The organism is Thiocystis minor, assembly GCF_016653465.1.
GTDB lineage: Bacteria > Pseudomonadota > Gammaproteobacteria > Chromatiales > Chromatiaceae > Chromatium > Chromatium minus.
Window position 1 is genome coordinate 1 of record NZ_NHSQ01000053.1, and the last position, 14,629, is coordinate 14,629.

General features: G+C 62.8%; 9 protein-coding genes. 5 read left to right on the top strand and 4 right to left on the bottom strand.

Annotated features, from left to right (window positions below):
* On the bottom strand, positions 1-292 hold a 292-nt coding region (locus CCR95_RS26280; RefSeq protein ID WP_207188529.1), incomplete at its 3' end, for a transposase.
* A gap of 101 nt (positions 293-393) precedes the next feature.
* Between CCR95_RS26280 and CCR95_RS05900 the strand changes: the two genes are divergently transcribed.
* A complete protein-coding gene (locus CCR95_RS05900; protein WP_201092728.1) occupies positions 394-687 on the top strand; it encodes a hypothetical protein in 294 nt (97 codons plus the stop codon).
* Between the two features lie 147 nt (positions 688-834).
* Positions 835-3,339, top strand: coding sequence for a glycogen/starch/alpha-glucan phosphorylase (locus CCR95_RS05905; protein WP_201092729.1), 2,505 nt, complete (start codon positions 835-837; stop codon positions 3,337-3,339).
* 244 nt (positions 3,340-3,583) lie between these two features.
* Here the strand turns inward: CCR95_RS05905 and CCR95_RS05910 are convergent, their stop codons facing one another.
* Entirely contained in the window at positions 3,584-3,967 is a 384-nt protein-coding gene (locus tag CCR95_RS05910) for a GGDEF domain-containing protein (RefSeq protein ID WP_242523084.1), read from the bottom strand.
* Positions 3,968-4,317: 350 nt separating this feature from the next.
* Between CCR95_RS05910 and gatB the strand changes: the two genes are divergently transcribed.
* Positions 4,318-5,751 carry an Asp-tRNA(Asn)/Glu-tRNA(Gln) amidotransferase subunit GatB gene (gene gatB, locus CCR95_RS05915; RefSeq protein WP_201092731.1) on the top strand — a complete coding sequence of 478 codons (1,434 nt, stop codon included), beginning with the start codon at positions 4,318-4,320 and terminating at the stop codon, positions 5,749-5,751.
* Between the two features lie 2 nt (positions 5,752-5,753).
* Here gatB and CCR95_RS05920 read toward each other — a convergent pair whose 3' ends face one another.
* On the bottom strand, positions 5,754-6,809 hold the full coding sequence (locus tag CCR95_RS05920; protein ID WP_201092732.1) for a BPSS1780 family membrane protein: 1,056 nt from the start codon (positions 6,807-6,809) through the stop codon (positions 5,754-5,756).
* Positions 6,810-6,839: 30 nt separating this feature from the next.
* A complete protein-coding gene (locus CCR95_RS05925; RefSeq protein ID WP_201092733.1) occupies positions 6,840-8,825 on the bottom strand; it encodes an SEC-C metal-binding domain-containing protein in 1,986 nt (661 codons plus the stop codon).
* 349 nt (positions 8,826-9,174) lie between these two features.
* Here CCR95_RS05925 and CCR95_RS05930 point away from each other — a divergent pair, with 349 nt between their 5' ends.
* Together CCR95_RS05930 and CCR95_RS26565 are read left to right on the top strand one after the other, a co-directional pair.
* Positions 9,175-14,121, top strand: coding sequence for an nSTAND1 domain-containing NTPase (locus tag CCR95_RS05930; RefSeq protein WP_201092734.1), 4,947 nt, complete (start codon positions 9,175-9,177; stop codon positions 14,119-14,121).
* Between the two features lie 444 nt (positions 14,122-14,565).
* Positions 14,566-14,629: transposase DNA-binding-containing protein (locus tag CCR95_RS26565; RefSeq protein WP_476718520.1), on the top strand; the 64-nt coding region annotated here is incomplete at its 3' end.

Consider the following 14,629-nt stretch of genomic DNA (forward strand, 5'->3'; position numbering starts at 1 on the left):
ATTGAATGCCCTTTTGGTCCTGATACTCACGCGCCACCAAGTGGAAAATCTCGGCCAGAACGCCCGCGTGAGCCCATCGCTGAAAGTGCTCGTGCACTGTACTTTTGGCGCCATCGCCCTCGGGCAGACAATCCCACTGACACCCCGTCTTGAGGAGATAGAGGATCCCATTCAAGATGACGCGAAACTCTAAAGGTGGACGGCCACCTGATTTTTTCCGCTTCAACGGTTCCAGCAAGGGTTTCCACGATGCACCAAAAATCATCGGACATGTCTTGAAAAGCCATGGCATCCTCACGCTGGTGATGGTTTCACTCTAAATTGCCATGGCACATCGATTTTTGCTAATCAGGCATTTTCTGTACCGGATATCCTCTTAATGCCAAAACCAACATGACGACCGCGAAGCTCCCTGCATCGAAGCGGGCGCGCCAACTGATCGCCCCGCTGCTCGTGCCCACCGACAGTCCGTTCAAGGATTACCTCAGAGCCACCGATTACTGCACGGCGGTGATGCTGTACACCGAGCTTCAGGCCGACCGGGAATACCTGGCTCAATGGCGCGCGGCGTTCGCGGCCCTGATGGTCGCCAACGACGAGAAGCGGGCTAGCTTGCTCAGCCGGCTGCGGGGCGATTTCAAGCACGGACTTTCGCCACTGCCGACCCTGATCGCGATGCGACATTAAACGCACAACATCCCGATGCCGGCGATGACTCAATGTTGCCGATTCGCCACGATTTGTCGTGGATGGCACAACACGTTCGCGCGCAGTCACACCAGCGGCTACTATATCGCGCAATATTCAACACGACCCAACAGGATCCAACGACGTATGTCTCTCTTGAACGACCCCACCAAACCCCATCCGAACGCGCACTTCTTCGATCTTCCGCCCCTGCCCATGGACTCCGAAGGGATCGCGCAGGATTTCCGGCACTATTACGCCCACACCTTCGGGCGGGACCATGACGCGCAGGCGATCTACTATTCCTACAAGGCATTATCCATCACTCTGCGTGACCGTCTGATGGAACGCTGGAAGCGGACCCGCCAGTCCTATGACGAGGCAGGCTGCAAGCGCACCTACTATCTGTCGCTGGAATTTCTGATGGGCCGCGCACTGTCGAACGCCATGCTCAACCTCGGGATCAATAGCGCTGTGGAGCAGGGACTCTACGGCATGGGTCTGGCGCTGGAGGAGATTGCCGGCAACGAACCCGACGCCGGCCTGGGCAATGGCGGTCTGGGCCGTTTGGCGGCCTGTTTTTTGGACTCCTGCGCCACCCTGCAACTCCCGGTGCGGGGCTATGGACTGCGCTACGAATACGGCATGTTCCGCCAGTTGATCGAGGGCGGCGACCAGCTCGAAGAGCCGGATCACTGGCTGCGCGACGGCAACCCCTGGGAACTCGAACGTCCCGAATTCACTCAGCGCATCCCCTTCGGCGGCCGCACCGAGACCAGCGTGGATCGACGCGGTCGCAAGACGGTGCGCTGGGTGGATACCCATGACGTGCTTGCGGTCCCTTACGATATTCCCGTTCCCGGTTATCGCAACGAGACCGTCAATACCCTGCGTCTCTGGAAATCCGCCGCCACCGACGAGTTCGATCTTGGCGAATTCAACGCCGGCAGTTACCCGGAGTCGGTCGCCCAGAAGAACGAGGCCGAGCACATCACCATGGTGCTCTACCCCAACGACGCCAACGAATGTGGCAAGGAATTGCGGCTGCGTCAGCAGTTCTTCCTCGCCAGCGCCAGCATCAAGGACGTGCTGCGCGACTGGATCCGGCTCAACGGCAACGACTTCAGCCGCTTCGCCGAACACAACTGTTTCCAGCTCAACGACACCCATCCCGCCGTCTCGGTCGCCGAGCTGATGCGCCAACTGATGGACGACCACGATCTGGAGTGGGACACCGCCTGGCCGATCGTCCGCCAGACCATGGCCTACACCAATCACACGCTGCTGCCCGAGGCGCTGGAACGCTGGTCGGTGCGGCTGTTCCGCCAACTGCTGCCACGCATCCTGGAGATCATCTTCGAGATCAACGCCCGCTTCCTGGCGGAGGTCGCGACCCGCTGGCCGGGCGACACCGACCGCCAGCGGCGCATGTCGCTGATCGAGGAAGGCTACGATCCGCAGGTGCGGATGGCCTATCTGGCGATCGTCGGCAGCTTCTCGGTCAACGGCGTCGCCGCGCTACACTCGGAGCTGCTGATCGAGGGCCTGTTCCGCGATTTCCACGACATCTGGCCGAAGAAGTTCAACAACAAGACCAACGGCGTCACCCAACGGCGCTGGCTGGCCATGTGCAATCCGGGTCTGCACGAACTGCTCGACGAGACCATCGGCACCGAGTGGGTGCGCGACCTCAGCCAGCTCCAGCAGCTTGCGCCCTTTGTCGAGGACGCGGACTTCCGCGCCCGCTGGCACGCCATCAAGCAGGACAACAAGCGTCGTCTGGCCGAGCATGTCGCGCAAATCTGCCGGGTGGACTTTCCGCTGGACGCTATCTTCGACGTGCAGGTCAAGCGCATTCACGAATACAAGCGCCAGTTGCTCAATGTCCTGCATGTCATCCATCTCTATAACCGCATCAAGCGCGGTGACACCCGCGACTGGACCGCGCGCTGCGTCCTGATCGGCGGCAAGGCGGCCCCCGGTTACGTGATGGCCAAGCAGATCATCAAGCTGATCAATAACGTCGCCCGCGCCGTCAACAACGATCCGGAAACCGCAGGCCTGTTGCGGGTCGCGTTCGTGCCGGATTACCGCGTCTCGCTCATGGAGGTGATCGCGCCCGGCACCGACCTGTCCGAGCAGATCTCCACCGCCGGCAAGGAGGCATCGGGGACGGGCAACATGAAGTTCATGATGAACGGCGCGGTCACCATCGGCACCCTGGATGGGGCCAACATCGAGATTCGCGATCAGGTGGGCGAGGAGAATTTCTTCCTCTTCGGCATGACCGCCGCCGGTGTCGAGTCACGCCGTCATCACTATGACCCCAATGGCATCATCGCTGGCGATCCGGCCCTGCTGGAGGTCATGAGTCTGCTGGAGTCCGGGCATTTCAATCAGTTCGAGGGCGGGATCTTCGACCAGATCATCCTCGCGATCCGCAATCCGCACGATCCCTGGATGACCGCCGCGGATTTCCGCAGCTATCTCGACGTGCAGGAACAAGCCGCCGCAGCCTATCTGGATCGTGACCGCTGGTTGCGCATGAGCATCCTGAACAGCGCCCGCAGCGGTCATTTCTCGTCCGACCGCACCATCGCCGAATATAACCAGGATATCTGGCATCTCGACGCCGTCCCGCCCAAGGCATAAGACCGACGATCTCCATGGACCCGGCAACGGGTTCATGGCACTCCGCGATAATCGTTGTCGTTATTCGATTCGACAACGAAAGCAAGAATGACGACCGCGCGACGGGGGATTCACACCGTCGCAACGTTTTCTGAACACCGGGAATTCGTCATTCCCGCGACTCTGGTTGAAACGCCCTGCAGGGCGCGCGCCCCGTCCGGCAATGTTCTTTTCCGGGAGTTTCCTTAACGCTCCTACCGCCGTTTCAGGCGCCGCGCGCCTCCGCGATCACCCGGTTACGTCCTTCCGCCTTGGCCCGATAGAGCAGATCGTCGGCCCGGATCAGGAGCGTCTCCGCCGTTTCCCCTGGCCTCAACTCGGTCACGCCAAAGCTGGCGGTCACACGAAAATCCGCTTCGAGCGGGCGTAGCTGGGCAATCTGAACGCGCAGACGCTCGGCGGCCTCGCTGGAGGCAAGCAGGTCGGCGTCGAGCATGTACAGAACAAATTCCTCCCCGCCAAACCGCCCAGACAGATCGGCTGCCCGCACCTGAGACTTCAGCAGACCCGCGAAAGCGACCAGCGTCGCATCGCCGCCCGCATGACCGAAACGGTCGTTGACCTGCTTGAAATCGTCCAGGTCGATCATCGCGAGCGATAACCGATGATCGCGCACCTAGGCATGCGCAGACTGATCTGCAAGCGTTCCGTGAAACTCGATCTTCGAGTGCTTGCCACCTATCAGTTTTTTGTGGGTAATTTATCTATGTGATCGCCAGAAATTTTTCCAGTTGGGAAAGGGTGATCGTTTCTTGCTTCATCCTGGTGGCTGCTTGTTGTCCTGCTCGTTGACAGGTCATTGCGTGTCATTTCGCTGGGTCGCGCATGACGTTATACTGCCGTTTCGCAACGCGACGGCGGCTTGGCTGGCGTGTTAAGCGCTTGGATGCCTTTTTCTTTTGGGCCTCACGCGCGCCCCCTTAATCAGGTGACATCGTCATGGCATGGGAAACCGTCATCGGTCTTGAGATTCATACGCAACTCGCGACCCACTCCAAGATTTTCTCCGGCGCACCGACCGCGTTTGGCGCCCCGCCCAACACGCAGGCGTGCGCCATCGATCTGGGTCTGCCGGGCGTGCTGCCCGTGCTCAATGCGGAGGCGGTCCGGCTCGCCGTGCGCTTCGGGCGTGCGATCAACGCCGAGATCGCGCCGCGCTCGATCTTCGCGCGCAAGAATTATTTCTATCCCGATCTGCCCAAGGGCTACCAGATCAGCCAGTACGAACTGCCGGTCGTGGGCAAGGGTCAGGTCGAGATTGTCCTGGACGATGGCACTGTCAAGACGGTCGGGGTGACGCGCGCCCATCTGGAAGAGGACGCGGGCAAATCGCTGCACGAAGATTTCCACGGCTATACCGGCATCGATCTAAACCGCGCCGGAACACCGCTGCTAGAGATCGTCTCGGAGCCTGACATGCGCTCGGCCCAGGAAGCGGTGGCTTATGCCAAAAAAATCCATCAGCTCGTGCGCTATATCGGCATCAGTGACGGCAATATGCAGGAAGGCTCCTTTCGGGTCGATGCGAACGTCTCGGTGCGTCCAGTCGGTCAACAGGAATTCGGCACCCGCGCCGAGATCAAGAACGTCAACTCGTTCCGCTTTCTGGAGAAGGCCATCGCGTTCGAGGTCGAGCGTCAGATCGATCTGATCGAGGGCGGCGGGCGTGTCATCCAGGAAACCCGTCTTTATGACGCGGCCAAGGACGAAACCCGCTCCATGCGCACCAAGGAGGAGGCGAACGATTACCGCTATTTCCCCGATCCCGATCTGCTGCCGCTGGAGATCGATCCCGATTTTCTCGCCGCCGCGACCGCCGATCTACCGGAATTGCCGGATGCCAAGCGCGCGCGTTTTCACACCGACTATGGTCTGTCGGCGTATGACGCCAACCTGCTGACGGCCACGCGCGAGTTGGCGGATTACTTCGAGACGGTCGCCCGCAAGACCGGCGAACCCAAGCTGGCGGCCAACTGGATCGGCGGCGAGCTGATGGCGTCGCTCAACAAGGCAGAGGGCGATATCGCCCAGAGTCCGGTGTCGGCCAGCATGCTCGCGGGTCTGATCCGACGCATCCAGGACAATACCGTCTCGGGCAAGCTCGCCAAGCAGGTGTTCGAGGCGATGTGGGCTGGCGAGGGCGACGCGGACCAGATCATCGCGGCCAGGGGACTCACCCAGATCACCGACAGCGGCGCCATCGAATCCCTGATCGCGAACATCATCGCCGCCAATCCGGGGCAGGTGGAGCAGTACCGCGCCGGCAAGGACAAGGTGTTCGGCTTTTTCGTCGGGCAGGCGATGAAGCAGAGCGGCGGCAAGGCCAATCCCGGACAGGTGAACGAGATCCTGAAGCGGCTGCTTCAGGGGTGAGCCTAAAGCAGGAAAATATCCCGATACGCGGCATAGATCGCAATGGTCAGAATGGGCAGAACCAGGATCAACCCGAGCATGAATGGTATGGATCCCAGCAGCACCATCGCAATGGCGACGAGCGAAAAGACGAGGAAGGGCAGGATATTCTTCAGGCAACCGAGGAAACTCAGCCGGAAGGCCCGCAGCACGGGGACATCGCTCAACGCGACCAGGCTGGGGGCGAAAAAGACCGCCATCGCAAGCGGGATACCGAGCAGCATCAAGACGAGGAATGGCAGCGCAAGCATCGGACTCATCGCCATCAATGAATCCAGGTCATTCGGATCCAGGGTCGCGGCATCCATCGCAACCCCCGTCGAGGCCATGATACCCACGAAGAGTGCCGCAACGACGAGCACGACCCCAATCCCCAGCAGCAGATAGACCCCGCCCACCAGGGCCAGCGGACCGGGTTTGTTCGACACCCCGGCAAACAGATAGCCGACCCTGAAGTCATCGCCCCGTGCTTGGGCGTGGGCGCCGATCATGAGTCCGGCGCTCAGCATGGGGCCAAGAATGGTGGTCGCGAGTCCGCCGAGCACGGGCACCAGGCTGAGCACCATCAGAATGAGATAGAACAGCAGCACCGCGCCGATCCAGGCCCAGGGACGCTGCCGGAACAGGGACCAGGCATCGGCGATCCAGCCCCAGCCGCGCCCGATCGGAACCGAGCTGGGCGCGGGCGAACCGGCTTCGTCGTCGCGTGCCTGAAGCAGCGACGCGAAATGCGACCCGTGCGAGCCGGCGGCAAGAACGGATGCCCCATCCGACGCGCTCGTCTCATCCTGGGATTCGATCTCGATGACTAATCCGCTGGCCGTGAGCTCCGCGCCATAGCGTTCGGCTTCCTTCACGGTCAAACCGTGTTTGATGACCCGCCCGCTACCCTTCAGGATCAGATCGTGAGCGGCTTCGACGTCCATGCCGAATCGCACGGCCAGACGGTTCGCAACGTCCCGCGGCTCCTGACCGGGCAGCAGATTTCCAGAGAACCGGATGCGATACTGTGACGTCACGGATCTTGCTCCTCTTCAGATGGTGGCCATTCAGGCGGTAACACGTTTCAGCCAGGCCAGGATGCCGGGCTCGGCCAACCAGACATCGCGCATCTCCTCGCGGTACAGCCATGCCTGATCGTCGCCGCCGGGTGTCATCCCGAGCGGATTCAGGCGCGGCTGTTTGATGCGTTTGCGGGTCAGGTAGCCAGGGATGCGCGGCAAGCGTCGAATCGCCGTATTCAGTACCAGCCGCGCCCGCTCCTCGCGGCCCAGCCGATACAGCGCGAGCACCTCGCCATAGGCCAGATCGGCGAGCAGATCGTCCGGGAAGCGGCGCGCCAGGGCCAGTGCCCGTTCGTCCTCGCCATCGCGGAGATAGAGATTCATCAGTTCGGCGCGCGCGCCATGGTTGTCCTGGGGGTTGAGGCGCAACAGGGTTTCCAGGGTGTCGATCGCCCCCTTGGGCTCGCCTTCCTGAATCTGGCTGAGATAGCGGCGGAATAGCAGGCGTAACGCCGGTCGATTGGTCGCTGACGACCAAGGAATGCAGCGGGCGCCTTCCGGCGGGAGGGTCTGCTCCAGGATCGACCAGGCGCGCTCCAGGAGCGGCCGCAGCAACGCGTGCGAGATCCAGGGCAGCGAGCTCTCGGGATGCTCATAGAGCGCGGTGGCCAGATCGTCGAGGACATCGAGGCTATCCGCCATCTCGGGATGATCGAGCAGATAGTCCAGCCAGGCAGGTTCGGCCCACGCATCAACCCCTTCCACCAGTGTGAGATGAGTCGAATGGGGCTTGGCGGCCGGGTACAGCGATCGCCAAACCGACTCGATCCGGCGCACTGCCGCGGGTGGCCGCAGTTCCGCACGACTGTCAGGCCCGACGGCCCGATCGCCAGCCGGTGCATTGGTGGCTCCGGCGGACAACCGGGAACCGGGACGCCGCCGAATGTCTTCCGCCGGCCCTTCGAGCAAAGCGAACGGATCAACAGGACGATGTCGGGAGGTCTCCCGCAACAAGGCCGTTCCATACGCGGGCAGCGGTCGGACGCCAATACCGGCGACCCAGTCGCGCAAATCCACTAACAGCGGATCCAGTGCATCCGCATGACTATTGACCATCGCCTCCTGAGGATCGGCAATGGCGCGCTTCAAAAACTCCATGAAGACTTCATCCTTGAAACCAAGACGACGGAAACGGTGCAGCCAAAAGCGCGACCGTTCGCGGGCCACAAGATCTTTGTGCTGCGCGGCAAGCAGGGTGATTTCCAGCAGGGCGGTGCTTGGGTTGTCCGGATTGCTGCGCAAGGCCGACAGGAAGGCGGCCTCGGCCTGGACGAAATCGCCCTCGTCGATATGCATGGTGCTGAGCCGCTGCCAGGCGATTGCCTGCAGCGACCGACTGCCCTCGGCGCAGACACGGTTGAGAAAGGCGAGTTTCTTGCGCCAGTGGTCAAGCCGGTCGTAGGCATCGCAGAGGATATCGAAGGCCGGCTCGTAGGGGGTATCCAATTCATCCAGCGGCCCGGCGAAGAGCGGCTCCAGCAAGGCAACCGCGCGGATCGGACGATCGTCATCCAGCCAGCGATCGGCGATCTTCGCCAGCAGCGGGCCGGGGATGGCATCGAGCGCCAGGGCATCGCGCAGTGTGCGCTCGGGGATCTCGTCGAGCAGGATCTCCCAGATGAGTTCGCTGGAGAGTTCGGGCATCTCGTCGAGATTGCCGCAGCAGTCACCGTAGCGCTGACCCGATCCGCAGAGACAGGGCGCTTCGGGTGGCGGGGACGCGATCGGAAGCGGAAGAAAGTCGTTCGTCGGCAGGGGGGTGGCGTTCCAGATCACCGTTCCGAGCAGCATGGCGAGACGTTGGCTTTCGACCTCGTCCAAATAGGCCTCGCGCAATCCGAGCAGCCGGGGAATGGCCTCCCGCGCCCATTCAAGGAACTCGATTGGATTGGGCGAGTTCAGGATCTGTCGCACCGATTGCACGATGACCAGCTCGAAATGCTCGGCATCGGCGGTCTCATGAAGAAACATGGCGGAATACTCCGAATCAAGTGAGGTGACCGCAAACGCGACCGCCTCCACGAATCAGGGTCGACAGCGAGCCTTTCCAGACAGATCTTGGCGGCGGCAACACAGACCTGAAGCCCTGGCCGCGACAATTTATTCTTGGTTATTGTACCCCGCAGGCACGGCGATGTGTCGAGAGACTGCGCAATTCCCGTGCGGATGCGTGAATCCCGTGGGTTGAGCCGGATGCCGACGTCGGCGATTCGCGCCGTACCACGCATGCCTCGAACCCACCTCATTGGCGTTCGAGCCTTGCGCCGCGCTCGTGACCCGGCCAATCTACTCGCAAGCCAGCGCTTTTCAAATCCGAGCCATGACAGAATCCAAGGTCCGTATCTTCGTGTCCTCGCCCTCCGATGTCGAACATGAGCGCGTGCTCGTTAAGGACATCATCGAGACGCTGGCCCAGGAATATCGGCCCTATTTCCAGCTTCAGGCAGTGCTTTGGGAGGAGGAGGCGCTGACCGCCGCGCGCAGTTTTCAGGCCGGGCTGCTGCGTCCGTCCGAGTGCGAGATCGTTCTCGTCATGCTCTGGACCCGGCTCGGCACGCCGCTCGCCGACGATCCCTATGGCGGCATGACGGGCACCGAATGGGAATTCGTCGACGCGGTCGATGCTTCGGCGCGGCACGAGACCCCGGAAGTGCTGGTCTATCGCAAGATCGCCCCGCGCCTGGTCGATATCAACAACGCCGAGACGATCCGCGCGGCGATGACCGATCGGGATCGGCTCGAAGTCTTCTTTCGCACCCATTTTTTCAACCCGGATGGCAGCTTTCGACGCGCTTTCCGTCAGTTCGACAATGATGCCGCCTTCCGCGATCTGGTCGAGACTCAGCTTCGCAAGCTGCTGAATCGGCGCATCAGCACCGAACGCCGCTTTGCCGCGGGAAGCATCGAATGGCGGGGCAGCCCTTTTCGTGCCCTGGGTCCATTCGATGTCGGCGACGAGCGCGTTTTTACCGGGCGCGAGACGGAAACCCGCGAACTGGTCGCTCGACTCGATGGACTGAGAAGGGGGCCGGGGCAAGGGGGCAGCGGCAAGGGGCAAGGTCTGCTGCTGCTGACCGGTCCCAGTGGCGTGGGCAAGACGTCGCTGCTCCGCGCCGGTCTGCTGCCCCATCTGGTCCGGCCCTTTCTGTTTAGCGGGATCGCCGGCTGTCGCTGGTGTCTGGTCGAGCCGGACCCGGAAGATCCGCTGGCATCGCTCGCGCGCGCGCTGGTCTCGCCCAGCATGCTGGGAACCTCCCTCGTGGCCTTCGGATTGGATGCCGAACGCCTGACCAGATTGTTCGCGAGCGAGCCCAGAGTCGGCGCGGATCAGATCCGCGCCGCGATCGCCCAGACGATCAACGACGATCTGCAACAAACGGGCGGGCGCGAGGGGCGTCTCCAGTTGGCCGTGATCCTGGATCCGCTCGACGGCCTGTTCGCCGAGGCGCGACTGGATTCGCCACGCACCCAGACCTTTGTGGACACCCTGACTGCACTCGCCGCGCATGAGGAGATCTGGATCATCGCCGCGCTGGGCAGCCGCCATCTGCCCGGCCTGACACGGTTTCCGGCCCTGGTCGCCCTGCTGGACGAGCGCAGTTATTTTCCACTGGAACCGCCAGCCCTGGGGCGGATCCGGCAGGTAATGGAAATCCCCGCGCGCGTGGCGGGCATCGAGTTCGAGGCGATGGGCAGGGACTCCGGACACGGACTGATCGAGGCGCTGGAGTCCGAGGCAAGCGCCGTGACGCACTGGCCCGCGCTGCTGGAACAGACCCTGGACGCGCTCTACCGGCAACGCGAATCGTCCGAGTCCACTCAAGGTTCGTTGCTGACATTGCGCGCCTACCACAGGATCGGCGGACTGTCCGGCCCACTGCTCAAGCGCGCCGACGACCTGTGGCAAACCCTGGACGAGGAGACCCGTGGCGCTTTGCCCATGCTCTGTCGCACGCTGCTGGCGCTGGAGGGCGGGAGTCATGCGAGCGCGCGCGAGGGAAATCTGCAAACCCTGTTGCGCGACGACCGCTGCGCGACCCTGACGCAGCGTTTCATCGAGGCCCGACTCATCGTCGCCGACGCGGTCTGGGATCCCGCGCAGCGGAGCCTCTGCCCCCCGATCGAGATGACGATCGGCGATTCTCTGCGACATCTCCTGACCCAGATCCGCGAGGAATGGCGGGCGCGCTTCAAGTTCGGACAGACGGCCGACTCGCTCGACGCCTTCCTCGATGCACCGGCAACGGAACCCGCGGATCCTGAACCCAGCGCCGACCCGGCCCTTCAATGGGAGGAGTACCGGCCGATCGCTGACTTCGCCCACCCCGCCCTGTTCCTGCTCTGGGGGCCCGTGCGCGATTGGCTGACGAATCCCGACCATCGCCGCGACCTGACCCTGCGTTCGCAGATCGCGCGCCAGGCACGCCAGTGGAAGCGGACCGACTGTAATCGGGAATATCTGCTGGGAGAGGTCGGCTATGCTGCTGCGCGCGTCTTCGCCCAAACCCACTGGCAGGAACTCGAACCCCTGGAGCGGGAATTTCTGGATCGCTCCTGGTCGGGGCTGCAATTGCAGCGCCGACGCAACCGTCGGGTCATTGGCTCGCTGCTGGCGGTGCTGATGCTGTTCGCCGGCGTCACCCTGTACGCGCTCTGGGACGCCTCGCGCCAGACCCTGCTCAATCGGCAAAGTGGATTGCTACGCGAGGCGGAGATCGCCATCGGCCGCGGCAACACGCCCGAGGCGATCCGTCTGGCCCTGATGGCTGGCCCCGACCTGCCGGAAGCGGGAACCGATGTGATCAGCCGCGCGCTCTCCAGCAATCGACTGCTTGCCATGATCCAGACCGGGGATACGTCAGCGGAATCTCCGTTCGTGCCTCAATTGAGTGACGACGGCGAACAATTGGCAACCGTGTCGAACGGCAGCGGGGCGCAACTCTGGATACGGCAGGATGGCGGTTTCCGGCATGCGTCCGATCTCGCCGGACCCGAGCTTCCCATCCACGCGATCCGCTTCGCTGGCCGGGGCGAAAACCGGATGATCCTGGGGATTGGTGCGACCGGCGTCTGGCGTCTTCCGGCCCAGCCCGAACAACCCCCGGACTGGAGCTGCGGCGATATCAAGGAAACCGCCATTGCGCTCGACCCTGAAGGACGCTTCCTGGCCCTTGCGCATAAAACGCCGACGGACCAGTTTGCCGTGTGCGTGCTCGACCTGTCGCGTCCTGGAGCCCCGCTCTGGGATCGGCCGCTGCACACGGCCTGGACGCGAAGTCTGGCCTTCTCGGCGGACGGGCAACGGCTGATGAGCGCATCGCGCGATGGGCTGACGCGGATCTTGGACAGCAAGAGCGGCGACGAGCAGCTCGTTCTGCCACGCCAGGGCTCGCAGCCCCAGCCGGCGATGCGGGCGGTCTTCAGCCTTGACGGACAGCGGATCGCGGTGGCTTCGCTCGATGAACTGGTCCGTGTTTACGATTTGAACGGGAAGCAAATCGCGGAACTCGGCGCCATCCAGCGTGGCGCGCGCACCATCCGGATCCATCAATCCGCAGTCCGGGATCTCGCCTTTTCGCCGGACGGTCTCTCGCTGGTGGTCGGCGATGGAACGGGGCAAGTCGTCCGTTGGGATCTGCGCACTCATTCGGCTGAGATCATCGGCCAGCATGATCTGGGCGTGGACCAGATCAGCATCTCCCCGAATGCCGACCCTCAACGGGGCGAACATTTGGTTCTCAGCGTTTCGCAGGACCGGACGGCGCGCCTCTGGAGCCTGACGACCGGCAGGGCGTTGGCGGTCTTCAGTCATGACAAGGCGATCTCGGAGGCCAGGTTCAGCCAGGATGGGCGCCTCATCATGACGACCGCGCAGGCGGATGGCTCGGCGCGTCTGTGGTCGGCGGAACCGGCGAACCCTCTGGCCTTCCGGCTGGACCACGACGATCACGTCTGGCACGTCGCCATGGCCGAAGCGCCAGCGGGCTGGGAGCCCGCTGCCCAAGACACGCCGCCCCTCTCTTCGGCTTCGCCCGGCGCGCGCCACGCAACCGCAACCAGGGCGACTCTGATGGCGACCGCGGCCTTTGATGGTCATGTGGAAGTTTGGAGCCATGGCCGCACGAACGGCACCACGAATCCCGTCCGGTTCAAATCGCTGGCCGGCCACAAGGGGCGAGTGCGCCGGGTCGACTTTTCGCCATCGGCGCAGTGGTTGACGAGCGCGGGCTCCGACGGCACCGCCAGGCTCTGGTCGCTGAACACCGCCAATACCTGTCGTCTGCGGGTCGCCAGTCAACGCAAGGTCTGTCGGACCGATGGCGCGGCGGACTGTCCGAACGTCTATCGAATCCTGTTCTCGCCGGACGAACGTTGGCTGCTGACGACGTCTAGCGATCCCGACCAGCCGGTCCGGTTCTGGGATCCCGAGGACTGCACGGCCTTACCCCTGCCGGACGTTTTCACGCAGATGAAAGGCAGTGTCCGCGACGCGGCCATGACGGCCGCCGCGGACGACGAGGTCTTGTTGGCGACGGGCAGCGAGCACGGGGCGCTCCAGCTGATGCGCCGCGATCGGCAGGGCACCTGGTCCAGGCTATGTCAGTGGGACGCGCACCAAGGGTCGATCACCGAACTGACCTTCTCGCCCGATGGGCATTGGCTCGCCGCCGCCAGCCGGGATGGACGCGCCTCGCTGTACCGGATTGGCGATGGGTTCGCCGACCGTCCGTGCGGCGAACCTCGGTATCTGGACGGTCAGTCCGGGCGCTTGTATAGCGTCCAGTTTGCCCCCGATGGCAAAGCGCTCGTGACCGCCTCGTTCGAGGCCAAGGCGCATGTCTGGTCACTCGATGGAACCCTGCTTGCCGAGCTGAACGGGCACAAGAATCGTGTTGATTTCGCCCAATTCAGCCCGGATGGGCGTTGGATCCTGACCGCCTCGCGGGACGGTGCGATTCGGATCTGGAAGCGTCCGCTCCGCGCGCATGCCAAACCCATGGGTGCCTATCTGACGCTTGACGCGAATCTCGGCAGCGTCACCCATGCCATGTTCAGCCCCGACGGCCATGCCATTGGCGCCGGCTATTGGGAGAATGCCGCGCTGCTGTGGCGATTGTGGGACGAGGATCCGCGGCCTGATCGACATCTGGAAGGGATCTGGGGCAGGGACCGATCTCGGCTTCAATTGATCCGGGAGGCACTTCGTTTCCAGAAGAAATTCAGCATCGGCGTTGCTGAACAGCCGTTCCCGCGGATACAAAAGTAAAAAAACTCGATCCGAGTCGATAGAGCGCCATGCGCTGTCAGCGAGTTGGCGAAGGCGGCCAGTCATCGTATCGTGAGGAAGCCTTAACCGAACCGTGCAAGGCAGCGCATTCCAGATGCGGATCTTACGGTGGACGATATCCTGCTGTGGCACATAACCGATTCCGGAGCGGAACCGGTCGAATATACGGTAGAGGTCCAGCCCCTTGTAAGCGACTTGCCCGGAGGAGGCCGGCCGTCGACCATTGACCCAGGTGCCATTGATGCTCTTGAGATCATAGCATTACCCATATCTCGACAGCGGGCCGATGCTGGCGAGGTTGGACATCAAGCCCAGTCGCGTGTGACATTCGCTCCCTTTAAATCGATAGGGTCCGAGACCGATGTTGCAGGTGCGCGATGAGGCAGGCGGCTGGGGTGTGCAAACCAAGACCAAGGGGTTGTCATGAGCGCACTGGCCAGCGAATTTGCGAGCATCGACCTTGGCGACCAGCGCCTCAATCGGCGCG